Here is a 22,584-nt window from a genome sequence, read left to right as displayed (position 1 = left end):
CGAGCGTCCGTCGTCCGCCCCCGGGGTATCGCATCGTGAGACCACGTCCAGGCCGCACGGCGAGAGGTGCCGGGGACGGGTCCGGCCGCCCGTCCAGGACGTTCCCTGCCCACTTCCACCGAACTGATGCGCGACGCTCCACGCCGGTGCTCCACGCCGACGCTCCACGCCGGTGCTCCACGCCGGTGCTCCGCGCCGGTACTCCTCGCCGAGGGTCACACGGCGGGGCGCGACCCGGTCAGGTGGCGGGGCGCAGACCCGGGTGTCCGCCTCCGCCGATCTCCTCCGCCATGACCCTCCCGGCCTCGAATTCCAGGGTGTCGTCGCCCATGCCCTGGTCGGTGTCCAGCCCGTCCAGTTCCTCCAGCGGCTGGTCGAGGCGGATGTGGGCCAGCACCGAGTGCAGGGCGCGCAGGGTCGCCGAGGCCGTCGAGCCCCAGTTGGAGAAGTACGAGAACTGCCACCACCACAGGGCCTCCGTGGTGCGGCCGGCGCGGTAGTGGGCCATGCCGTGGCGCAGGTCGGTGATGACGTCGGTGAGGTCGTCGGAGATACGGGCCGGCACGGGCGCCTTGCGGGGCTCGTAGGGGTCGAAGACCTCCGAGTACACGTCGACCGGGTCCAGGAGGCGGGCCAGGTTCTCGCGGAGTTCGTCGACGTCCGCGTCGGGGCCCGTGTCGGGCTCGTAGCGCTCGTCGGGGACGATGTCCTCGTGGGCGCCGAGACGGCCGCCGGCCAGCAGCAGCTGGGAGACCTCCAGCAGGAGGAAGGGGACCGCCGAGCCCGGCTCGTCGCCCTTGGCGACCTCCGCGACGGCCACCAGGAAGCTCTCGATCTGGTCGGCGATCTGGACCGCGAAGTCGTCGGGGTTCTGGTCGCTCGCGTGCAGCGTGGCGTCAGACATCTAGGAGTCGTCTCCCCTCGAAGGCGCGGCCGAGGGTGACCTCGTCCGCGTATTCCAGGTCGCCGCCCACCGGGAGGCCGCTGGCCAGGCGGGTGACCTTCAGGCCCATGGGCTTGATCATGCGGGCGAGGTACGTGGCCGTCGCCTCGCCTTCGAGATTGGGGTCCGTGGCGAGGATGAGCTCGGTGACCGTCCCGTCCGCCAGGCGGGCCAGCAGTTCCCGGATGCGCAGGTCGTCCGGACCGACCCCCTCGATGGGGCTGATCGCCCCGCCCAGCACGTGGTAGCGGCCCCGGAACTCGCGGGTGCGCTCGACGGCCACCACGTCCTTCGGCTCCTCCACCACACAGATGACGGCGGGGTCGCGGCGCGGGTCGCGGCAGATGCCGCACTGCTCCTCCTGCGCCACGTTGCCGCAGGTGACGCAGAAGCGGACCTTCGCCTTGACCTCCATCAGGGCCTGCGCGAGACGCCGTACGTCGGTCGGCTCCGCCTGGAGGATGTGGAAGGCGATCCGCTGCGCGCTCTTGGGACCGACGCCGGGCAGCCGCCCCAGTTCGTCGATGAGGTCCTGGACCACGCCTTCGTACAACGGACTGCCGTCCTTCCTGGGTTCCTTGCAGTACGTACGGTAGTTGTCCGCCACCCGTCCTAGGAAGGCGGTGCGGGTGTCGCCCCGGCGACCTGCGGCGGAACGACCGGGGCGACGGGAACGACGGGAGCGGCCGGCGCGATCGCGACGGCCGGCGCCGCGAGGGTCAGAACGGCAGGCCCGGGATGCCGCCCCCGCCCAGGCCCTGGGCCAGCGGGCCCAGCTTCTGCTGCTGGAGGGCCTGCGCGTTCTCGTTGGCCGCCTGGACGGCCGCGACGATCAGGTCGGCGAGGGTCTCGGTGTCCTCCGGGTCCACCGCCTTCGGGTCGATCTTCAGGCCGCGCAGCTCGCCGGACCCGGTCACCGTGGCCTTGACCAGGCCGCCGCCGGCCTGGCCGTCGACCTCCGTGCCCGCCAGCTCCTCCTGGGCGCGGGCCAGATCCTGCTGCATCTTCTGGGCCTGCTGGAGCAACTGCTGCATGTTGGGCTGGCCACCACCGGGAATCACGATCAGCTCCTCTTACGGGCCTGGGGTCGAGACGGGTTTTTCCGCTCGGCACGAGCCTACGTGGTCTGTGCGGGTGTCGCCCCGGCACTCTTTCGAGTGAGTCTTCGGCGAGGTCTCCACCTGATCAAGGCCCCCTTACGGGCGTAAGGGCGAGGAAACCTTCCTCTTCGCCACCCGTCGGGAGGTAGGAAAGGTGCGGCGCATCAGGCGTCACCACGGGTCCCGCGGGTGACCGGGGCGCCGGTCGGGGTCGGTCGGGTTCAGGTCGGTCGGGTTCAGGAGGGAGTGCCGGGTGGGTCAGCAGCCGGAGATGCAACCCGAGGGTCCGCCTCAGGACGGGCGGGGCGAGGGCGCGGCCGGGCTGCGGCCGGGCGATCTGACCGGCCGGGCGTTGCCGCTCGGGGACTGGGGCGAGCCGGCGCAACGGCTGGACGAGCTGTACCGCTGGGTGGAGCAGCGGGCCCTGGAGACCTCGGCCTGGTACCTCGCCGACCGGGTGTGGAAGCGGCGGGGCGCGCGGGTGCTGCGGGCCGGGGCCGCGGCGGGGGCGGTCGCGGGGGCCGCGCTGCTGCTGCTGGACCTCACCGGGGTGCGGAGCGGGGTGGCTCCCTGGGGGTGTCTCGCGCTGCTGGCCGCGGTGGCGTGCGTGGCCGTGGACCGGTTCTTCGGGGTGACGTCCGGGTGGATGAGGGACGTGGCGACCGCGCAGGCCGTGCAGCGGCGGTTGCAGGTCTTGCAGTTCGACTGGGCGTCGGAGAGCGCGCGGGAGGTGCTGGGGCCGGCGGAGGGCACGGCGAGCGAGGCCGCCGAGCGGTGCCTGGGGGTGCTCCGGCGGTTCTCGGAGGACGTGACCGAGCTGGTGCGGGTGGAGACGGCGGACTGGATGGTGGAGTTCCGGACGGGGGCCGCGCCGCTCGGGATCCAGGGGGCGGTGGCGGGCGGCGGGCGGCCGGAGGCGGGGGTGCCGCAGGGGAGGTTTCCGTCGCCGCCGGGGGCCGGGAGCCGGCCGAACATGCCTCGGCAGCGGCCGCCGGAGCCTCGATGACGGCTGACGCCGCCCTCTTTCTTTCCGGTCCCCTGGGGGCTGCCGCCCCCAGACCCCCGCTTCGGCCCTTAAGGGGCCTCGTCCTCAAACGCCGGACGGGCTACTGGACGATGCGCACAGGCGCAGGCCCTCCGGGGTCCAGCACGGGAGGTGGCCGTGGGTGCGGATGACGTCCTGGCCGTTGCCGCGGGTGAGGTAGGTCAGGAAGCTCGATGCCAGGGAGTCGGCCGGGGGGCGGCCGTAGGTGTAGGCGTACTCGATCTCGCGGTACGGGTAGTCGCTGGTGCCGTCCTCGATGGCGTCGACGGAGGCGGGGTCGCCGTCGAGGCGCAGCGCGTGCAGGCCCTCGGCGCGGTCGGCGACGTTGAGTTCGCTGTAGCCGATGGCGCCGGGGGTGGCGGCGACGGTGGAGAGGACCTGCTCGGTGGAGTCGAGTTCGCAGCGCACGACGGAGGCCGTCGGGTCGTCCTTGTGCACGCAGTCGACGGAGGAGTTGGCGATCTCGCCCCGGCCCAGCACCTGACGCTGGAACACCTGCCGGGTCCCGGAGTTGGCGTCCCGGCTGACCAGGACCACCGGCAGGTCCGGGCCGCCGAGCCGGCGCCAGTTGGTGATCCGCCCGAGGTAGAGGCGGCGCACGTCCTCGGTGGAGAGGTCCGTCAGGGGGACGCCGTCGTGGACGACGAGGGCGAACACCGACACCGCCACCCGGTTCTCGCGCAGTTCGGCCAGGCCGGACGGTTTGGGACCGTCGGAGAGGGCCACGACGGGCGGGGAGCCGTCCTTCGCCCGGGTGCCCGCCGCGGTGAGCTCGCGGATGCCGGCGGTCGATCCGTGCGGGTCCACGGTGAGGTGCGCGCCCTCGCAGTCGCTCTCGTACTTGCGGGCCACCTCGCGGATCACCGGGGCGAAGGCCGTCGAGCCGGTGAGGGTGAGGCTGCCCCGCTCGCAGCCGATGGGCGGCGGGGTGTCGTCGCGGACGACGACCATCGTCGCGAGGGTGATCACGCAGAGGGTGAGGAGGAGGGAGATCAGCCGGGCCGCCCGGCTGAACAGCGGCGGGGTGTCGTCCGGGGTGGCGCTGCGGTTGGGGTGGACCTCGCCGTCGCGGATGCCGCCGTAGAGCCGTATGCCGTGGCCGACGTCGCCGCCCGACAGCAGGACCAGGAGCTTGAAGTGCTCGCGCGGGTTGAGCGGGACGCGCGGGATGCGCAGGGTGTTGTCCTCGTAGCCGAAGCCGCGGTCCGCGGTGAAGTGGTCCATGAGGTGGTCGGTGTCGGTCGGCTGGGTGACCGACACCCCGCGGATGGTGCGGTCGGTGAACACCGCGGTGAGCCCGTGGCGTTCGGGGCCGGTGTAGTCGTCGCGGGCGATGCCCTGCGAGCCGTCGTTCTCGATGCGCAGCAGGACGAGGGTGGCGGCCGCCATGCCGGGGGTCTCGTCGAAGAGGCCGAGACGGCGGTTGGGTCGGCCGGACCGGACGTCGTCGCCGATCGGGTTGTCCATCTGCACCCGGTAGCCGATCCGCTTGCGGCGCGGCACCCGGCGCTCGTACCAGACCATCGCGCCGGACGCGGCGATACCGAGGACGGCCGTCCCCACGGCCACGACGTTCTCAGCGTTCAGCCAGTCCACTGTGGGTGCCCCCGCCACTCCCGCCGGCCGGATCGTGGGGTCACCGTACGTCTGTCCGAGGGGACATTCCGGACGGGAGGGCGGGAGTTCGCCGGACGTTCACCGGCGGGTGTACGTCAGCTTCTCCCCGGTGGAGGTGTTCACGCGTTGCAGCCTGCCGTCGGACAGGAGGGTGACCTCGGTGGGGGCGCCCGGGGAGCAGGAGGAGAGCGGCTCGCCGGTGGTGACCGTGGACGGGCCGATCCGCAACGGGCCGTCGGAGGACGGCCGTTGGGTCAGCTCGGCGGTGAACTCGCAGTGGTAGGAGTCGCCCTCCGCGACGAGCGAGAGGACGGTGTCGCCCACCTCGCCCTGGGTGAGGGTGAGCCGGCGGGTGTCCGTGCCGCTCGCGCCGTCGACGGTCGTGGCCCAGGTGCCGAGGTAGTCCGCCGGGACCGCGCCGGCCGGCTCCGAGGCGGACGGCGAGGCCGACGGCCCACCGGACGCGGCCGGGGTGGCGGACCCGGTGCCGGAGGACGTGGAGGGTGCGGAGGCGGTCGGTGCCGGGTCGGGGCGCGCGGTGGAGTCGGCGCCGCCGCCGTTCATCAGCGCGTACACGGAGCCGCCCGCGGCCAGCGCGACGACCAGGGCGACCACGACCAGCAGCGCGGTCGTACGGCCGCTGCGGCGCGGCGGCTCCTGCGGCTCGTCCCCGTAGGGGCCGTACGGGGTGTACGGGGCGTACGAGGGGTACGGGCCCTCCCCGTGGGGGCCGGACGAGGGGTGCGGCTCGTTCCCGTACGGGGCGTGCCCGGAGTGCGGCAGGGTCGCGCCGGGGCCGCCGCCCGCCGTCGCGTACGGGTTGTGCGGGACGGGTCCCGGCCCCGGCACCGTCTGGGGGACCGGGGGCGCGGACTGCGGGTGCGGGCGGGGGTGGCCGTACGCCGGGTGGGCCGGGGGCGCGGTCGTGCCGCCGGCGCCCGTCGGCGGGGCGGCGGGCGGCGTGGGGGCGGCCGGGTACGGGACCGCGCCGCGTGGGCCGGAGTGCTCCGGCGCGGCCTCGGGGGCGCCGGCCGGGGACGCCCCGTCGCCCTCCGGGTTCTCCGTCTCCAGCAGCCGCACCGCGTGCCGGCCCAACTGGGCGACCAGGGTGTTCGGCAGCCAGGGCTCACGGGAGCGCCCCTCGGCGACGGTCTCGTGCGCGCCGGTGCGCTCCAGGAGCCACTCCAGGGACGGCCGGGCGGCCGGGTCCTTGCGCAGACAGGCGCGGACCAGGTCGGCGACGTCCTCGGAGAGGCCCGACAGGTCGGGTTCCTCCTCGGCGATGCGGAACATCAGCACGTGGACGCCGCTGTCGGCGGAGCCGAAGGGGTGCGTGCCGGTGGCGGCGTAGGCGAGGACGGAGCCGAGGCAGAAGACGTCGCACGCGGGTGTGATCCGGTCGCCGCGCACCTGCTCGGGCGCCATGAAGCCGGGCGAGCCGATCATCGCGCCGGTCCGGGTGAGGCCTCCGGCGTCGCCGCCGACCGTCTCCATGGCCCGGGCGACGCCGAAGTCGATGAGCCGGGGGCCCTCGATGGTGACCATCACGTTGGACGGCTTGAGGTCGCGGTGGACGATCCCGGCCGCGTGGATGTTGGTGAGCGCGTGGGCGAGCCCGGCGGCGAGGACGCGCACCGACCGCTCCGGCAGCGGGCCGTGGTCGTGGCCCACGACCTGCTGGAGGCTCGGGCCGGCGACGTAGCCGGTGGCGACCCAGGGCACGGCCGCCTCGGTGTCGGCGTCCAGGACGGGCGCGGTCCAGAAGCCGCCGACCCGCTGGGCGTTGCGCACCTCCTGGCGGAACCGCGCCCGGAACTCCTCGCGGGCCGCCAGCTCCGGCCGGACCAGCTTCACGGCGACGGTCCGGCCGCGGTCCGAGCGGGCGAGGTAGACCCGCCCCATCCCGCCGGCCCCCAGCCGCGCGAGCAGCCGGTATCCGCCGATGTGCTGCGGATCCTCCGCCCCCAGCTTCTCCATGGCCGCTCCCCCTTCCCCCCGCACGTGTGATCGAGCCGAGAATAATCCGGCCGTTCGGGGAGTCGAGCGGCGTGGTGTGTACGGTTCCATAACGGGGGCCGGTGGAAGGCGGCGGACGCCGCGCCGAGCGGATCGGTCCTCGGTACCGGTCCTCGGTACCGGCAGGGTCTGTCCTCGGTACCGGTCCTCGGTACCGGCAGGGTCGGTCCTCGGTACCGGCCGTCGACAACCTGTCGCGGAAAGCGCCCGTCCGCAGACATGACGCCGATATCGTTTCCGCATCGCGGACATCTACGCTCACCGCATGACCCCTCAGACCGACCCCCGGGCCGGCGCCGCCGTGAAGGCCGCCGACCGCGCGCACGTCTTCCACTCCTGGTCCGCCCAGGAACTCATCGACCCGCTCGCCGTGGCCGGCGCGGAGGGGTCGTACTTCTGGGACTACGACGGCAAGCGCTACCTCGACCTCACCAGCGGGCTCGTCTACACGAACATCGGCTACCAGCACCCGACGGTGGTCGCCGCGATCCAGGAGCAGGCCGCGCGCCTGGCCACCTTCGCGCCCGCCTTCGCCGTCGAGGCCCGTTCCGAGGCCGCCCGGCTGATCGCCGCACGCACCCCCGGCGACCTGGACAAGATCTTCTTCACCAACGGCGGCGCCGACGCCGTCGAGCACGCCGTGCGCATGGCGCGGCTGCACACGGGCCGGGCGAAGGTGCTCTCGGCGTACCGCTCGTACCACGGCGGCACCCAGCAGGCCGTGAACATCACCGGCGACCCGCGCCGCTGGGCCTCCGACGGCGCCTCCGCCGGGGTCGTGCACTTCTGGGCGCCGTTCCTCTACCGCTCCCGCTTCTACGCGCAGACCGAGGAGGAGGAGTGCGCCCGGGCGCTGGAGCACCTGGAGACGACCATCGCCTTCGAGGGGCCCGGGACGATCGCCGCGATCATCCTGGAGACCATCCCCGGCACCGCCGGGATCATGGTTCCGCCGCCCGGCTACCTGGCCGGCGTACGGGAGCTCTGCGACCGGTACGGCATCGTCTTCGTCCTGGACGAGGTCATGGCCGGCTTCGGCCGCACCGGCGAGTGGTTCGCCGCCGACCTGTTCGACGTCGTGCCCGACCTGATGACCTTCGCCAAGGGCGTCAACAGCGGATACGTGCCGCTCGGCGGTGTCGCCATCTCGGGCGCCATCGCGGAGACCTTCGCCAGGCGGCCCTACCCGGGCGGTCTGACGTACTCCGGGCATCCGCTGGCCTGCGCGGCCGCCGTCGCGACGATCAACGTCATGGCGGAGGAGGGGATCGTCGAGAACGCGAAGCGGCTGGGCGCCACCGTGGTCGGGCCGGGGCTGCGCGAGCTCGCGCGGCGCCACCCGAGCGTCGGCGAGGTGCGGGGCGTCGGCATGTTCTGGGCCGTCGAGCTGGTGAAGAACCGCGAGACGCGCGAACCGCTGGTGCCGTACAACGCGGCCGGTGAGGCGAACGCGCCGATGGCGGCCTTCGCCGCCGCGGCCAAGCAGGCCGGCGCGTGGCCGTTCGTCAACATGAACCGCACCCACTTCGTGCCGCCGTGCAACGCGAGCGAGTCCGAGGTGAAGGAGGGCCTGGCGGCACTGGACGCGGCACTGTCGGTGGCGGACGCGTACACGGAGTAGACGCCGGCCGGCGCGACCGGCGCGGGGCGGCGTCCGAACACGGAGAGCGCCCGGCCCCGTCGAACGCGTAAGGTGGCGTGCTCGTAGATGAGTACGAGTGTGTGTGCGAGTACGACCGCCGGCCCGGCCGGTGGCACGACGGCCACTGCGGCTGCCGGTACGACGGCCACCGCGGCTGCCGGTACGACCGCCGCTGCGGCGGTCGGTACGGCGGCCGGTCGGCTTCCGGTACGCGCATCCGCACCCGTGCGAGCGCGAGTGCCGGCGCGGTCCGCGCACGAGCACGCCACCGAACGTCCGCGACGAGGGAGACGCCCCGACCATGCCCGGCACCAGCGGCAGCGGCGCCGTGACCCGCAGCACCCTGCGGCAGCAGATCGCCGACGCGCTTCGCGACGAGGTGCTGGGGGGCCGGCTCCAGCCGGGCCAGGCGTTCACCGTGAAGGAGATCGCCGAGCAGTACGGCGTCTCCGCGACCCCGGTGCGCGAGGCCCTGGTCGACCTGTCGGCGCAGGGGCTGCTGGAGGCCGACCAGCACCGCGGCTTCCGCGTCCACGAGTACTCCGTCCAGGACTTCCGCGGCATGATCGAGGCGCGCAGCCTGATCACCGAGAGCATGTTCCTCGCCCTCGACCGGGACAGCCGGCGCCTGCGGGACGTGGAGGAGCCGCGGATCGCCGCCGCCGTCGCGGGCGTGCGCCGGCGCGGGGAGGAGGCCCAGCGGGCCGCCACCGCCGGTGACCTCACCGTCCTCATCGGCTACGACCTGCGGTTCTGGCGCGAGCTGAGTGCCCTGTTCGGCAACCCGTACATCGCGGACTTCCTGCACCGGCTGCGGGTGCAGTCCTGGGTGTGCCTCGTGCAGCACCTGCGGCGGCTGACCGAGCTGCGCGGCCGCCTGTGGTCCGGCCACACCGAACTGGTCGACGCCCTGCGCCGGCACGACACCGCCACCGCCCGCTCGATGCTCGACGCCTACCACGCCCACTCGATCGCGCTGATCGAGCGGCCGGCGGCGGAAACGGGATGAGCGCCCCGTCGGCCGATCCTGGCCGTCCTGGTAGGTGAGCGGGCGGTGGATGGGTAGGGGACCTGCACGCGGAAACGTACGAGGGGCGCCGTGGCGTGCCGCACCGACTACCCTTCGCAGACCGGGCAATGGCAAAGGCAACGCCAACAGCAACGCACCGACGGCAATGCAATGGCAATGGCAATGGCAATGGCACGACGATCGCGCTAGGTGAGGAGCTCTCTTTGGCCTGTGACCTGTGGCTGGTACCGCTCGTCGACGTGTTGTGCCACACCCCCGACAACCCGTTCGCCGAGGAACTCGCGCAGTACAACAAGGTGCTCGCCGAGTCGGGACTCCCGCCCGTGCCGGTGTACCAGTACATGCCGGGCCTGTCCGGCGACGTCGCCCCCGTGGCCGGCTTCGACTACGACGCCCTGCACTTCCTGCGGCGCGCCTACCTGTTGCAGGTGTGCGGCCTGCCGGTCACCCCGGTCGACGAACTCGGCGGCGACTACGAGCAGCTCCTGGAGATGTTCGAGTCGACGGCCCAGCAGTCCCACCTGGTGTGGCACTACGACCACGCGGGCGCGTACGTCCCCGTCGACTTCCCGCATCCGCTCTCCAACGACGACCTCCTCGCCGGAGGCGGCCCGCTGGGCTCCTCGCAGGCCCTGCTGCGCGAGCTGGAGTACGTCGCCCCGTCGATCGGCATCGACCCGGCGAACCCCCCGGCGGCCCCCCAACCCCCCGCAGCCCCGACCGAGTTGGAGGAACCGGCCGTTCCCGCGCCGTACGACCCCAGCCCGTTCGCCCGTGAGCGGCACGTGTGGCTCGGGCTGCACGCCGCCGCGACCCGGAGCCTCGCGCAGGGGTCGATGATCGTGTTCAGCTGAGGCGCGGCACCGTTCAGGACACGCCCGTCCGCCGGACGTCTCCCGTGTGGTCCTCCCACCCGTAGACCAGTTTCACGCCCCCCGCGACGAGCAGGACGGCGAGGCCGGGGACCAGCCACCAGGGAATGCCGGACCACACGCCCAGGAGCCCGACGACGAAACAGACGATCCCGGTGATGATGAGCAGCCGCTTGCCGTAGGGCCGCCAGACGAACCGCTCGTGGCGGCCCGGACGCAGCAGCCGCGCCGTGCCGAACACCAGCCCCAGGACGGCCAGGAGACCGGCGCCCGTGCCGAGGGCGGCCGCCATCTGGGGTTCGTCGCGCGGCTCGGCGGCGGTGCTCTGCCGGACGCCGTCCTTGCCGATCGTCATGACCGCGCCGCGCCAGACCGTGCCGGTGACCCGGTCGCCCGGCACGAGTTCCACCAGCAGGGGGTCCCGGTCTCCGAAGTCCACGACGCCGTCCCAGAAGGGAGTGCCGGACAGGGCCGCCCGGTACTCGGGGTGCCTGCCCTTCTTCACTCTCGTGCCCTCGACGGTGAACGAGACCGTCCGCAGGCAGTCCTCGGAGCGCCGGCTCGCCGCGCGGTCGGGGCACGGCGCGGCCGCGGTGTACTCCCGGTAGAGATCCAGGTCGGTCCGCAGCCAGGTGGCGAAGGCGAACCAGCAGGCCGCCGCCGAGACCAGGGACACCGCGATCAGCAGCGCCCCCTGGAAACGAGTCACGATCATCGTCCCGCCACCCCCGTCGACACGGCTGCCGTTTCCGTCCGTCGCCCACAGGAGACGATCAACGGGGCGCAAGCGGTTTCACCCTGTACCGGAACGGCCGGGGCCGGTCCGGGATGTCCCGGACCGGCCCCGGCCGGCGTGACGGTGTGCCGACCTGCCCACGTGTGTCGGCGTGCGGTCTACAGGAACGAGTTGATCTCGATCGTCTCGTCCCGGCCCGGGCCCACGCCGATCGCGGAGATCGGGGCGCCGGACATCTCCTCCAGCGCCTTGACGTAGTTCTGGGCGTTCTTCGGCAGGTCGGAGAACGACTTCGCCTTGGTGATGTCCTCGGACCAGCCGGGGAGGGTCTCGTAGACCGGCTTCGCGTGGTGGAAGTCGGACTGGGAGTACGGGAGTTCCTCGACGCGCTTGCCGTCGATCTCGTACGCCACGCAGACCGGGATCTCCTCCCAGCCGGTGAGGACGTCCAGCTTGGTGAGGAAGAAGTCCGTGAGGCCGTTGACGCGGGTGGCGTAGCGGGCGATCACCGCGTCGAACCAGCCGCAGCGGCGGTCACGGCCGGTGGTGACACCGCGCTCGCCGCCGATGCGGCGCAGCGCCTCGCCGTCCGCGTCGAACAGCTCGGTCGGGAACGGGCCGGCGCCGACGCGGGTCGTGTACGCCTTGAGGATGCCGATGACGCGGCTGATCTTCGTCGGTCCGACGCCCGCGCCGGTGCAGGCGCCGCCGGCGGTCGGGTTGGAGGAGGTGACGAAGGGGTACGTGCCGTGGTCGATGTCGAGGAGGGTGCCCTGCCCGCCCTCGAAGAGGACGACCTTGTCGTCCTCCAGGGCCTGGTTGAGCACCAGGACCGTGTCGGCGACGTACGGCGCCAGCTTGTCGGCGTAGCCGAGCAGCTCCTCCACGACCTGGTCGACGGCGATCGCCCGGCGGTTGTAGAGCTTGGTGAGCAGCTGGTTCTTGACGTCGAGCGCCGCCTCGACCTTCTGCTGGAGGATCGACTCGTCGTACAGGTCCTGCACACGGATGCCGACGCGGTTGATCTTGTCGGCGTAGGTCGGTCCGATGCCGCGGCCCGTGGTGCCGATCTTGCGCTTTCCGAGGAAGCGTTCCGTCACCTTGTCGACAGTGACGTTGTACGGCGTGATGATGTGCGCGTTGCCGCTGATCATGAGCTTCGACGTGTCGACGCCGCGCTCGTTCAGACCGCTCAGCTCGGAGAGCAGGACCGACGGGTCGACGACGACGCCGTTTCCGATGACGGGCGTACATCCGGGGGAGAGGATCCCGGAGGGGAGGAGGTGGAGTGCGTACTTCTGGTCGCCCACGACGACCGTGTGGCCGGCGTTGTTGCCGCCCTGGTAACGCACTACGTAGTCCACCGAGCCACCGAGCAGGTCGGTGGCCTTCCCCTTGCCCTCGTCACCCCACTGAGCACCGAGCAGCACAAGTGCGGGCACGCGCGTACACCCCTTCCGGGTGGGGCATGTCCAGGGTCAGGGGCGTACGCGAAGGCGCTTACCACCGCGTGCACCGCGACCGTCGTTGGCCGCCACGCGACCGTCACCGGTCGCACACCGTCGGACCCGGATGCCCCGGAATAGACGAAGCCCCTGGCGCAATAGCGCAAGGGGCTCTTGCACAAAGATGCTACCCGAGGAAGCGAGGCAGGACCGAGGTGGCGACTTTCGCGACGCCGGACCAGCTGCTGGTGATCATCGATCCGGTCGCCCGGACGACGGACGGAGAGTCCGTGAGAATCGCGAAAGACGTGCTCAGCGCGGGTGCGGCGGCGAAAGTGTGCCTTCCGGAGGGGCCGGAGGAATTTGCCCGCATGCTGGACCGCCGGGGCTCCCGGAGGCCGGTGGTCGTCGGTGACGACCGCGCCCTGAGCCGGGCGGTGGCCCTGCTGCACCGCCGGCGGGAGCTCGCCGACTGCGTGCTGTCGGTGGTGCCGGTGGGTGGCTCCCTGGGCGTCGCGCACGCCCTGGGGGTGCCCACGGGGGCCGTGGCGGCGGCGCGGGCGGTGCTCGAAGGGGCCGAGCGGCGGCTGGACCTGCTCGTCGACGACAGCGACGGGGTGGTGCTGGGGGCGCTGCGCATCCCGCCGGTGCCGCTGGCCCCGCGGGACGCGCCGGACGGTGCGGCCGCCCCGGGCGGGGCGCACGCGCACCCCTGGCTGCGGACCTGCCAGCACCTGGTACGGACCCTGGTGCCGGCGCGGCCCGCCCGGGGCGCCTCCGCCCCTCCCCCGCCCGGCCCGGCCCGGCTGCGGGTCGAGGTCGACGGCGTGACACTGGTCGACCTGGGCCAGCCGGTCGAGGAGGTCGCGGTGACCCCCGACGCCACCGGCACGGCGACGGTCGAGGTGCGCCCGCTGTCCCTGGGCGCCGAGGCGTCACCGCTGGAGGCCCGGGGCCGGACGGTGACCGTCTCGGGCGCGGACTTCCGCTACCGGGCGGACGCGTCGGTGGTGGGCCCGGTCCGCAGGAGGACGTGGACGGTGCTGGAGGGCGCGCTGGGGCTGGTGCTGCCGGGGCGGTGAGGGGGCGCGGCACCGCCGGAGCGCCGGGCGGTCCTTCACCGAGCCCGGTCCTGGCCCTGACGGGTCCGGCCGCGGGACTGGTGGCGGCCGGCGCCGCCGCGCTGCACCGACGGGACCTGACGACGTGAGGCGACTCAGCCGAGCCCGGGCGACGGGAGGCAGCTCAGCCGAACCCCGACGACGGGAGGCAGCTCAGCCGAACCCGGGCGACGGGAGGCAGCTCCAGCCGAACCCCGACGACGGGAGGCAGCTCCAGCCGAACCCCGACGGCCTGAGGCAGCTCCAGCCGAACCCCGACGACGGGAGGCAGCTCCAGCCGAACCCCGACGGCCTGAGGCAGCTCCAGCCGAGCCCGGGCGACGGGAGGCAGCTCACAGCCGAGCCCCGACGGCGTAAGGCGGCTCAGCCGAGCCCCGACGGCGTGAGGCGGCTCAGCCGACCGTCACGCTCAGCCCCTCCAGCCCCCTGATCACGAAGTTCGGCTTGCGCGACGGCTCCGCCGCCAGGGTCAGCGCCGGGGCCCTCTCCAGCAGGGCCCGCATCGAGGCGGCCAGTTCGATGCGGGCCAGGGGGGCGCCGATGCAGTAGTGGATGCCCGCGCTGAAGGAGATGTGCGGGTTCTCCGCCCGGGTCAGGTCCAGGCGGTCCGGGGCGGCGAAGACCGACGGGTCGCGGTTGGCGGAGCCGAACAGCATCGCGATCTCCGCGCCCCGCGGGATCGTCGTGCCGTCGATCTCGATGTCGTCGAGGACCCAGCGTTCGAAGAGCTGGAGCGGGGTGTCGTAGCGCATCAGCTCCTCCACGGCGGAGGGCACCAGGGAGTGGTCCGCGCGCAGGGCCGCCAGCTGGTCCGGGTTGCGGAACAGCGCCCACCAGCCGTTGACCGTGGCGTTCACGGTCGCCTCGTGGCCGGCGTTCAGCAGGAGCACGGCCGTCGAGATCATCTCCTGCTCGGTGAGCCGGTCGCCCTCGTCGTGGGCGGCGATCAGACCCGAGATCAGGTCCTCGCCGGGTTCCCTGCGGCGGGCCGCGATCAGCTCCCGCAGGTACGCGGAGAACTCGACCGAGGCCCGCACCGCCCGGCGGGCCGTCTCCTCCGACGGACCCAGCTCGTACATCCCGCAGATGTCCGCCGACCAGGGCCTCAGCGGGGCCCGCTCCGACGCCGGGATGCCCAGCATCTCGGCGATCACCGCCACCGGCAGCGGTTCGGCGACGTCCGTCAGCAGGTCCCCGCCGCCGGCCGCCACCAGCCCGTCCACCAGCTCGCCGGCCAGCCGCTCCACGTACGGTTTCAGCCGCTCGACCGTGCGCGGGGTGAACGCCTTCGACACCAGGCGCCGGATGCGGGTGTGGTCCGGCGGCTCCAGGTCGAGCATCCCGTGGTCGTTGAGCGTGTGGAACGGCTCGTGCTCCGCCGGGGGCGCCGTCCGCCCGAAGTCCTCGTGCGTGAACCGGTGCTGGTAGGTCCGCCCCAGCCGCCGGTCGCGCAGCAGCGCCGAGACGTCCGCGTGGTGCGGCACCAGCCACTGGTCGGTGGGCTCGTACCGGATCACCCGGCCCCGCTCCCGCAGCTCGGCGTAGGCCGGGTACGGGTCGGCCACGAACGCCGGGTCCCAGGGATCGAAGCGAAGATCGTCGACTGCTGCCATGACCGGACGCTACCCGTCGGCGGCCCCGCTGACCAGGGGGGTCAGGCGGCAGGGGACCAGGGGCGTCTCACCCCGGCGTCGTCACCAGCCGCGCCTCGTACACGAACACCGCCCCCGCACGCCTCACCACGCCAGCTGCGCGATCTCCTCCGCCACCACCGCGCACGCGTCCGCCACCGGGTCGATCAGCGGGAAGTGCCCGACGTCCTCCAGCAGCGTCACGCCCACCACCTCCCCCGCCTTCGCCGCCGCCTCCGCGTAGGACTCGGCGACCTCCTGCGGGACGACCAGGTCGGTGCGGCCCTGCACCAGGGTGGTGGCGATGCCGGTCGGCAGCAGCAGCGCGGGGTCGGCGTACGGCTGCCGCTCGGCGACGTGCTCGTCCCCGCCCAGGAGCTGGCGGCACGCGCCCCCGCAGACGTCCAGTTTCCCGGCGACCTCGAAGTCCGCGATCGGGGCGAGCGCGACGACGCCGCGCAGCGGGGCGGGGCCGCCGGTGCGCCAGGGCGCGTCGGCGGGCAGCACGTGCCGGGCCGCGGCCCACAGGGCGAGGTGGCCGCCCGCGGAGTGGCCGGTGAGGACGGTGCGGCGCGGGTCGGCCTGCGGCAGGGCCCGGCGTACGAGGGCGGGCAGGGCGTCGAGCGCGGCGGCGACGTCGTCGAAGGTGTCGGGCCAGCGGCCGGCGACCGGCGCCTTCTCCCCCGGGGCCTCGCCCGCCGCGCCCCGCCGGTACTCCACGTTGGCCACGGCGAACCCCCGCCGGGCCAGGAAGCCGGCGAACGGCGTGATGTGCCGCCGGTCGTACGGCGCCCGCCACGCGCCGCCGTGCAGGACGACGACCAGCGGGGCGGCGCCGCCGGGGGCGCCCGCCCCGGCCGTGGCCCGCGGCGCGTAGAAGTCGATCACCTGGTCGGGGTGGTCGCCGTAGGCGGCGGTGGTGTCGGGGTCGACCGCCGGGTGCGAGAAGGCCGACTCCTCTTCGGCGGCGGCCCGGGCTGCGACGACGTCGTCCGGCATGCTCCAACCTCTCAGCAACGTAACGTAATTGGACGGGACGGATGTGGCGGACCAGGTGGGGATTCGGCCGTTGGCGGGGACGGTACCAGGCCGGTGACGTGCGCGGACACGGGGATGTCACGCTCGGTGAGGGATCAGGGGTTCTGACGTCCCGTCACGCCGATCAGCGGGGCGTGGAGGAGGTCGACATGTCCGGCGAACCCGGCACGGCAGGCCCTGGAGGCCGCACGGCACGGGTCCGTACGGCCGTGCCGCGGGCGTCCACGGCAGGCGTCCACGGCGGGGGCGCCGATGAGGGCGCCGATGAGGGCGCCGACGGGGGGGCGCCGACGAGGGCGCTGATGGGGGGCCGATGAGGGGGCCGACGGGGGCCTCCGCACCCGGTGACCGCCCGACGCGCGGCCCCCCAGCGCCCCCCGCCCGCGCTAGCTGGCCCTCACCACCGCCCCCAGCACCCGCGCCGCCCGCTCCACGTCCGCGAAGCCCACGTACAGCGGGGTGAAGCCGAAGCGGAGGACGTCCGGGTGGCGGAAGTCACCGACGACGCCCCGGTCGATCAGGCGCTTCATGATGTCCCCGGCGATGGGGGCACCGCCCGCTCGAGCGGAGCCGAGAGTGGGGGTGCAGCGCAGGGCCACCTGGCTGCCGCGTTCCTCGTGGGCGACCGGCGTCACGGACTCCAGGCGCCCGGCGGGGAGGTAGGCCGCCACGCACTCCAGGAAGAAGTCCGTCAGCGCGAGGGACTTCGCGCGGACGGCCTCGATCGACACGCCCCGCCAGACGTCGAGCGCCGCCTCCAGCGCGAGCATCGACAGGATGTCGGGCGTCCCGACGCGCCCGCGCGCGGCGCCCGGGGCGGGCTCGTACCCGGGGTGCATGCCGAAGGGCTCCGCATGGGAGTTCCAGCCCGGCAGCGGGGAGTCGAAGCGGTCCTGGAGACCGCGCCGGACGTAGAGGTACGCCGGTGAACCCGGCCCGCCGTTCAGGTACTTGTAGGTGCAGCCGACCGCGAGGTCCACGCCGTGCTCGTCGAGGCCGACGGGCAGGGCGCCCGCGCTGTGGCACAGGTCCCAGACGGTGATCGCGCCCGCCGCGCGCACGGCGGCGGTCAGCCCCGGCAGGTCGTGCAGCCGGCCGGTGCGGTAGTCGACGTGGTTCAGCAGCACCGCGGCCGTACGGTCCGACAGCGCCGCCGGCACCTCCGGCGGGGTCACCGGCCGCAGGGTGCGTCCGGTGAGCCGGGCCGCCGACCCGGCGATGTACCCGTCGGTCGGGAAGGTCGTCGCGTCGACGAGGATCTCGTCGCGGCGGTCGTCCACGAGACGCACGGCGCCCACGAGCGCCTTGAAGACGTTGACGCTCGTCGAGTCCCCGACCACGATCTGCCCGGCCGCCGCCCCCACCAGCGGGGCGATCCGGTCGCCGATCCGCTCCGGCGCCGTCCACCAGCCGCTCTCCTCCCAGGAGCGGATGCGCAGCTCCCCCCACTGGCGGCGTACGACGTCCTCGACGCGGCCGGGGACGGACACCGGCAGGGCGCCCAGGGAGTTGCCGTCGAGGTAGACGACCGGGTCGCCCGCCTCCGGGCCGGACGCGGGGTCGAGGAGGAACTCGGCGCGCTTCGCGGCCAGCTCGTCACCGGCGTCCAGCTCGCCCGCCCTGAGGGTCAGGTCAGACATGGGACCTCGCCGTCCACAGCTCGGGGAACACGTTCTTGCGCGCGCGCTTCTCCAGCCAGGCCACTCCGGCCGAGCCGCCCGTGCCGGTCTTCGCGCCCATCGCGCGGCGGGTGGCGACGAGGTGGTCGTTGCGCCAGCGCCACACCAGCTCGGCGACATCGGTCAGCGCCTCGCCGAGGCGGGCCAGCTCGTCGCTCTCGTCGCCCGCGTAGAGGGCGGTCCACACCGCCTCCACCTCCGGCGACGGCTCGTACCGGAGCGCGACGTCGCGCCGCAGGACGGAGTCCGGGACCGCGTGCCCGCGGCGGGCCAGCAGCCGCAGCACCTCGTCGTACAGGCTCGGCTCGTGCAGCGCCTTCTCCAGCTCGGCGTGGACGCGGGGCGCGCCCCGGTGCGGGACCAGCATCGACGCGGACTTCTCGCCGAGCAGGAACTCCATCCGCCGGTACATCGCCGACTGGAAGCCGGACCCCTCACCGAGGGCGGAGCGGTACGCGTTGAACTGGGCGGGGGTGAGCTGGGCGAGCGGCCGCCAGGAGGCGTTCAGCGCCTCCAGCTCCCGTACGGAACGTTTCAGCGCGGCGGTCGCCACCGGCACCCGGTCCTGGCGCAGGGCCTGCGCCGCCGTCTCCCACTCGTGGACGATGACGGTGAACCACAGCTCCATCACCTGGGTCGTGACCAGGAAGACCATCTCTCCGGGGTCGTCGGAGAGGGTGTGCTGGAGGTGGGTGAGCACGTCGGCCTTGACGTAGTCCTCGTACGGCGTCGTGCCGTCGAAGTCGAGATGCGGGGTCTCGGGCTCGTGCGGTTCCTGAGCCTCATGGGACATCGCTGTCTCCTGTTGTGTACTCCGGGTAGCGGTCCGCCCCTGCCGTTACCGACACGGGGGCCCCGGTCCCCACGGGCATCCTCCGTATCGTCCCCCGAAAGCGCAAGGCCCGCCCGGTCACACCGGGCGGGCCCGCCACGCCGGCCCGCCCCACGTCAGGTGGGGTGGGCCGTCGACATCACGCCTAGCCCAGCGTCTGGGCCGCCGTCGGCGAGGAGTCCTTCAGGAACTGCGAGCAGCGCTCGTACTCCTCCTGCTCGCCGATCGCCTGCGCGGCCCTTGCGAGAGCGTGCAGGGCGCGCAGGAAGCCGCGATTCGGCTCGTGCTCCCAGGGAACGGGGCCGTGGCCCTTCCAGCCGTTGCGGCGCAGAGAGTCCAGGCCGCGGTGGTAGCCCGTACGGGCGTACGCGTACGACTCGACCACGCTGCCCCGCTCGAACGCGTCGTCGGCGAGCTGGGCCCAGGCGAGGGAGGAGGTCGGGTGCCCGGCGGCGACGTCGGCGGGCGCCGTGCCGGCGGCGAGGAGCTCACGGGGCTCCGGGTCGTCGGGGAGGTGCGTCGGGGGCGGGCCCCCGAGGAGGTTCTCGTGAATGGACATGGGTCCAGTCTGGCCGATCGGCTCACCGCCCCGCCTCCAACGGAGGTGCCGTCACGCTGCCGTGACACCGGCACTCCGGCCGCCGGCAGCCCGGCCCCGGCCGCCGCACCGTCGCGAATGCCACCCCGGCGCCCACCACGAGCACGCCCGCGCACACCACCATCGCCCGCCGGAACGCCCCCTCGAAGGCCTCCGCGGAGCGGTACGCCTCCGGGCCCATCCCCGTGACCAGGGGCAGCGCGGCCACGGCGATCAGGCCGGCCGCGCGGGCGGCCGCGTTGTTGACGCCGCTGGCCAGACCCGCGCGGCTGACGTCCACCGAGGCCAGGACGGTCGCCGTGAGCGGGGCGACCAGGGTGACCATGCCGAGGCCGAGGACCAGCACGGCGGGCAGGACGTCCACCGCGTAGGAGGCGCCGGGGCCCACCCGGAGCATCAGCAGCATGCCCGCGGCGCACAGCAGCGGGCCCACGGTGAGCGGCAGGCGCGGGCCGATCCGGTCGGCGAGCGCACCGGAGCGCGCCGACAGCAGCAGCATCAGCGCGGTCGTCGGCAGCAGTGCCGTACCGGCGCCGACGGCGGAGTAGCCGGCCACGGTCTGGAGCTGGAGCGCGGAGAGGAAGAAGAACCCGCCGAAGGCCGCGTACACGCACAGGGTGACCAGGTTGACCGCCGTGAACTGGCGGGAGGCGAAGACGTCCAGCGGCAGCATCGGGTCCGGGCTGCGCCGCTCGACCAGGACGAAGGCCACCCCGGCGGCGACCCCGGCCACCGCCGCGACGGCGACGGCCGGCGTCCCCGTGCCCGCCTCGATCAGCGCGTACGTCACCAGCCCGAGCGACAGCGCGGCCAGGACGGCGCCGGGTACGTCGAAGCGGCCGTGGGCGCGCCGGTCGCGCGACTCGGGGACGTGGCGCAGGGCCACCGGGACGCACGCCAGCGCCAGGGGGACGTTCAGCCAGAACACCCACCGCCAGCCGGGCCCGTCCACCAGCCAGCCGCCCAGGAACGGCCCCACGGCCGCCCCGACGCCCCCGAAGCCGGACCACAGGCCGACGGCCCGCCCCCGGTCGTCGGGGTGGAAGGAGGCCTGGATGAGGGCGAGCGAGCCGGGGGTGAGGAGGGCGCCGCCGACGCCCTGCAACGCCCGTGCCGCGACCAGGACGGCCGCGTTCGGCGCGAGACCGCACAGGAGGGAGGCGGCGGCGAACCACACCACGCCGACCACGAACACCTTCCGGCGGCCGACACGGTCGCCGAGCGAGCCGCCCAGCAGGATCAGACCGGCCAGCGTGACCATGTACGCGTTGACCGTCCACTGGAGGGCGGCCAGGTCGGCGTCGAGGTCACGGCCGATGCTCGGCAGGGCGACGTTGACGACGGTGGAGTCCAGCATGGCCATGCTGGAGCCGAGGACCGTGGTGAGCAGGATCCACGTGCCCTGGGGCGAGGCCAGCCGGACGTCGGGCATGGCCCCAGGTATACAGCGAGCCCGGTGCCGGGGCACCGGGCTCGTCCGCCATCAGCCGTACGAGGACCTACTTGATCTTCGTACCGGCCGACCGCAGGTTCTGCGTCGCCTCGACGACCCGGGCGGCCATGCCGGCCTCGGCCAGCTTGCCCCAGGTCCGCGGGTCGTAGGTCTTCTTGGAGCCGACCTCGCCGTCGACCTTGAGGACGCCGTCGTAGTTCTTGAGGATGTGGTCGGCGACCGGACGGGTGAAGGCGTACTGGGTGTCCGTGTCGATGTTCATCTTGACGACGCCGTTCTCCAGCGCGGTCGCGATCTCCTCCTCCGTGGAGCCGGAGCCGCCGTGGAAGACGAAGTCGAACGGCTGCGAGCCGGCCGGCTGCCCGAACTTGGCGGCGACGCCCTCGTTCAGCTCCTTCAGCAGGTCGGGGCGGAGGACGACGTTGCCCGGCTTGTACACGCCGTGGACATTGCCGAAGGACGCGGCGAGCAGGTAGCGGCCCTTCTCGCCGAGGCCGAGGGCCTCCGCCGTGCGGATCGCGTCCTCGACCGTGGTGTACAGGGAGTCGTTGATCTCGTGCGAGACGCCGTCCTCCTCGCCACCGGTCGGGGTGATCTCGACCTCGAGGATGATCTTCGCGGCGCGGGCCTTCTCCAGCAGTTCCTGCCCGATGGCCAGGTTGTCGGCCAGGGTCTCCGCGGAGCCGTCCCACATGTGGGACTGGAACAGCGGGCCGAGACCGGCCTCGACGCGCTTGCGGGAGATCTCCAGCAGCGGACGCACGTACCCGTCGAGCTTGTCCTTCGGGCAGTGGTCGGTGTGCAGGGCGACCGTGACCGGGTACTTCTCGGCGACGATGTGCGCGAACTCGGCGAGGGCGACCGCGCCCGTCACCATGTCCTTGCTGTACTGGCCGCCCAGGAACTCGGCGCCGCCGGTCGAGATCTGGATGATGCCGTCGCTCTCCGCCTCCGCGAAGCCGCGCAGAGCCGCGTGCAGGGTCTGGGTCGAGGTGACGTTGATGGCCGGGTAGGCGAACTTGCCTGCCTTCGCCCGGTCGAGCATCTCGGTGTAGACCTCGGGGGTTGCGATGGGCATTCGTCCGCTCCTTGGGTGTGCGGGTTGGCGTTCAGCTGCTTACGGCCCTGACCTAGACCTTGGGTGCGACGTCATCGTCGTGCCCATCTTTCCAGACATGCGCGGTCGGTCCACGCGCCGGTCAAGTCCAGGTCAAAGTCGGTCGTCAGTCCAGACCCAGTTCATCCTTCGAGAAGGCGAACAGGTACGGCACCCCCGCACCCTCCTGGATCTTCTCGGCGGCACCGGTCGCCCGGTCCACGATGGTCGCGACGGCCACGACCTCGGCACCCGCCTCGCGCACGGCCTCCACGGCGGCCAGCGGCGAACCGCCGGTGGTGGAGGTGTCCTCCACCACCAGGACCCGGCGGCCCGTGATGTCCGGCCCCTCCACGCGCCGCTGGAGCCCGTGCGCCTTGGCCGCCTTGCGCACCACGAAGGCGTCCAGCCGGCGGCCGCGCGCCGCGGCGGCGTGCAGCATGGCCGCGGCGACCGGGTCGGCGCCCATGGTCAGGCCGCCCACGGCGTCGAACTCCAGCTCGGCGGTCAGGTCCAGCAGCACCTCGCCGACCAGCGGGGCGGCCACCCCGTCGAGGGTGATGCGGCGCAGGTCGACGTAGTAGTCGGCCTCCAGGCCCGACGACAGGGTCACCTTGCCGTGCACCACGGCCTTGTCCTTGATCTGCTCCAGCAGCGCGCCACGTACGTCACTCATACGGCCAGCTTAGA

Annotated in this window: 20 protein-coding genes; 5 read left to right on the top strand and 15 right to left on the bottom strand. The window is 73.4% G+C overall.

The window, feature by feature from the left end:
• Positions 1-238: 238 nt before the first annotated feature.
• The 3 genes from ACFYWQ_RS26095 to ACFYWQ_RS26085 form a co-directional block, all read right to left on the bottom strand.
• Positions 239-904: a DUF5063 domain-containing protein gene (locus ACFYWQ_RS26095; RefSeq protein WP_389519324.1), complete on the bottom strand. Its 666-nt coding sequence runs from the start codon at positions 902-904 to the stop codon at positions 239-241.
• Complete coding sequence (recR, locus tag ACFYWQ_RS26090; RefSeq protein WP_389519416.1) at positions 897-1,496, bottom strand: recombination mediator RecR; 600 nt, start codon at positions 1,494-1,496, stop codon at positions 897-899. The genes ACFYWQ_RS26095 and recR overlap by 8 nt, the downstream gene beginning before the upstream one ends.
• 166 nt (positions 1,497-1,662) lie before the next feature.
• Positions 1,663-2,004: a YbaB/EbfC family nucleoid-associated protein gene (locus ACFYWQ_RS26085; RefSeq protein WP_389519322.1), complete on the bottom strand. Its 342-nt coding sequence runs from the start codon at positions 2,002-2,004 to the stop codon at positions 1,663-1,665.
• Positions 2,005-2,314: 310 nt separating this feature from the next.
• On the opposite strand from ACFYWQ_RS26085, the gene ACFYWQ_RS26080 reads away from it, so the two are divergent.
• A complete protein-coding gene (locus tag ACFYWQ_RS26080) occupies positions 2,315-3,049 on the top strand; it encodes an SLATT domain-containing protein (RefSeq protein WP_389519414.1) in 735 nt (244 codons plus the stop codon).
• Between the two features lie 84 nt (positions 3,050-3,133).
• Here the strand turns inward: ACFYWQ_RS26080 and ACFYWQ_RS26075 are convergent, their stop codons facing one another.
• Together ACFYWQ_RS26075 and ACFYWQ_RS26070 are read right to left on the bottom strand one after the other, a co-directional pair.
• On the bottom strand, positions 3,134-4,684 hold the full coding sequence (locus ACFYWQ_RS26075) for a substrate-binding domain-containing protein (protein WP_389519320.1): 1,551 nt from the start codon (positions 4,682-4,684) through the stop codon (positions 3,134-3,136).
• A 99-nt stretch (positions 4,685-4,783) separates the two neighbouring features.
• Entirely contained in the window at positions 4,784-6,682 is a 1,899-nt protein-coding gene (locus ACFYWQ_RS26070) for a protein kinase (RefSeq protein WP_389519318.1), read from the bottom strand.
• Between the two features lie 304 nt (positions 6,683-6,986).
• On the opposite strand from ACFYWQ_RS26070, the gene ACFYWQ_RS26065 reads away from it, so the two are divergent.
• The 3 genes from ACFYWQ_RS26065 (at position 6,987) to ACFYWQ_RS26055 (ending at position 10,247) form a co-directional block, all read left to right on the top strand.
• Positions 6,987-8,342, top strand: a complete 1,356-nt coding sequence (locus ACFYWQ_RS26065) for an aspartate aminotransferase family protein (RefSeq protein WP_389519316.1) — start codon at positions 6,987-6,989, stop codon at positions 8,340-8,342.
• A 322-nt stretch (positions 8,343-8,664) separates the two neighbouring features.
• A complete protein-coding gene (locus ACFYWQ_RS26060; RefSeq protein ID WP_389519314.1) occupies positions 8,665-9,372 on the top strand; it encodes a GntR family transcriptional regulator in 708 nt (235 codons plus the stop codon).
• Positions 9,373-9,596: 224 nt separating this feature from the next.
• Positions 9,597-10,247, top strand: a complete 651-nt coding sequence (locus ACFYWQ_RS26055) for a hypothetical protein (protein ID WP_389519313.1) — start codon at positions 9,597-9,599, stop codon at positions 10,245-10,247.
• Between the two features lie 13 nt (positions 10,248-10,260).
• Here ACFYWQ_RS26055 and ACFYWQ_RS26050 read toward each other — a convergent pair whose 3' ends face one another.
• Both ACFYWQ_RS26050 and ACFYWQ_RS26045 read right to left on the bottom strand, forming a co-directional pair.
• On the bottom strand, positions 10,261-10,980 hold the full coding sequence (locus ACFYWQ_RS26050) for a hypothetical protein (RefSeq protein ID WP_389519312.1): 720 nt from the start codon (positions 10,978-10,980) through the stop codon (positions 10,261-10,263).
• 179 nt (positions 10,981-11,159) lie between these two features.
• Positions 11,160-12,443 carry an adenylosuccinate synthase gene (locus ACFYWQ_RS26045; RefSeq protein WP_389519310.1) on the bottom strand — a complete coding sequence of 428 codons (1,284 nt, stop codon included), beginning with the start codon at positions 12,441-12,443 and terminating at the stop codon, positions 11,160-11,162.
• Between the two features lie 218 nt (positions 12,444-12,661).
• Between ACFYWQ_RS26045 and ACFYWQ_RS26040 the strand changes: the two genes are divergently transcribed.
• On the top strand, positions 12,662-13,528 hold the full coding sequence (locus ACFYWQ_RS26040) for a diacylglycerol kinase (protein ID WP_389519308.1): 867 nt from the start codon (positions 12,662-12,664) through the stop codon (positions 13,526-13,528).
• 431 nt (positions 13,529-13,959) lie between these two features.
• On the opposite strand, the gene ACFYWQ_RS26035 is transcribed toward ACFYWQ_RS26040, so the two are convergent.
• From ACFYWQ_RS26035 to pyrE, 8 genes are all read right to left on the bottom strand, one after another.
• Positions 13,960-15,180: a cytochrome P450 gene (locus ACFYWQ_RS26035; RefSeq protein WP_389519306.1), complete on the bottom strand. Its 1,221-nt coding sequence runs from the start codon at positions 15,178-15,180 to the stop codon at positions 13,960-13,962.
• 123 nt (positions 15,181-15,303) lie between these two features.
• Complete coding sequence (locus ACFYWQ_RS26030; RefSeq protein ID WP_389519304.1) at positions 15,304-16,197, bottom strand: alpha/beta hydrolase; 894 nt, start codon at positions 16,195-16,197, stop codon at positions 15,304-15,306.
• A 425-nt stretch (positions 16,198-16,622) separates the two neighbouring features.
• The gene (kynU, locus tag ACFYWQ_RS26025) at positions 16,623-17,876 is read right to left on the bottom strand and encodes a kynureninase (protein ID WP_389519302.1); all 1,254 of its coding nucleotides are present in this window, start codon (positions 17,874-17,876) and stop codon (positions 16,623-16,625) included.
• Entirely contained in the window at positions 17,869-18,708 is an 840-nt protein-coding gene (locus tag ACFYWQ_RS26020) for a tryptophan 2,3-dioxygenase family protein (protein ID WP_389519300.1), read from the bottom strand. The genes kynU and ACFYWQ_RS26020 overlap by 8 nt, the downstream gene beginning before the upstream one ends.
• A gap of 184 nt (positions 18,709-18,892) precedes the next feature.
• Positions 18,893-19,306 (bottom strand): DUF3151 domain-containing protein, encoded by a 414-nt coding sequence (locus tag ACFYWQ_RS26015; RefSeq protein WP_385073208.1) that lies wholly within the window; start codon positions 19,304-19,306, stop codon positions 18,893-18,895.
• A 22-nt stretch (positions 19,307-19,328) separates the two neighbouring features.
• Complete coding sequence (locus ACFYWQ_RS26010; protein WP_389519298.1) at positions 19,329-20,777, bottom strand: MFS transporter; 1,449 nt, start codon at positions 20,775-20,777, stop codon at positions 19,329-19,331.
• Positions 20,778-20,844: 67 nt separating this feature from the next.
• Positions 20,845-21,876, bottom strand: a complete 1,032-nt coding sequence (gene fbaA / locus ACFYWQ_RS26005; protein ID WP_389519296.1) for a class II fructose-bisphosphate aldolase — start codon at positions 21,874-21,876, stop codon at positions 20,845-20,847.
• Between the two features lie 145 nt (positions 21,877-22,021).
• A complete protein-coding gene (pyrE, locus tag ACFYWQ_RS26000; protein WP_389519295.1) occupies positions 22,022-22,570 on the bottom strand; it encodes an orotate phosphoribosyltransferase in 549 nt (182 codons plus the stop codon).
• Between the last annotated feature and the right edge of the window lie 14 nt (positions 22,571-22,584).

Source organism: Streptomyces sp. NPDC003247, from assembly GCF_042888135.1.
GTDB lineage: Bacteria > Actinomycetota > Actinomycetes > Streptomycetales > Streptomycetaceae > Streptomyces.
Note: the sequence above shows the minus strand (reverse complement) of the source record. Positions and strands in the feature narration are given on the sequence as shown.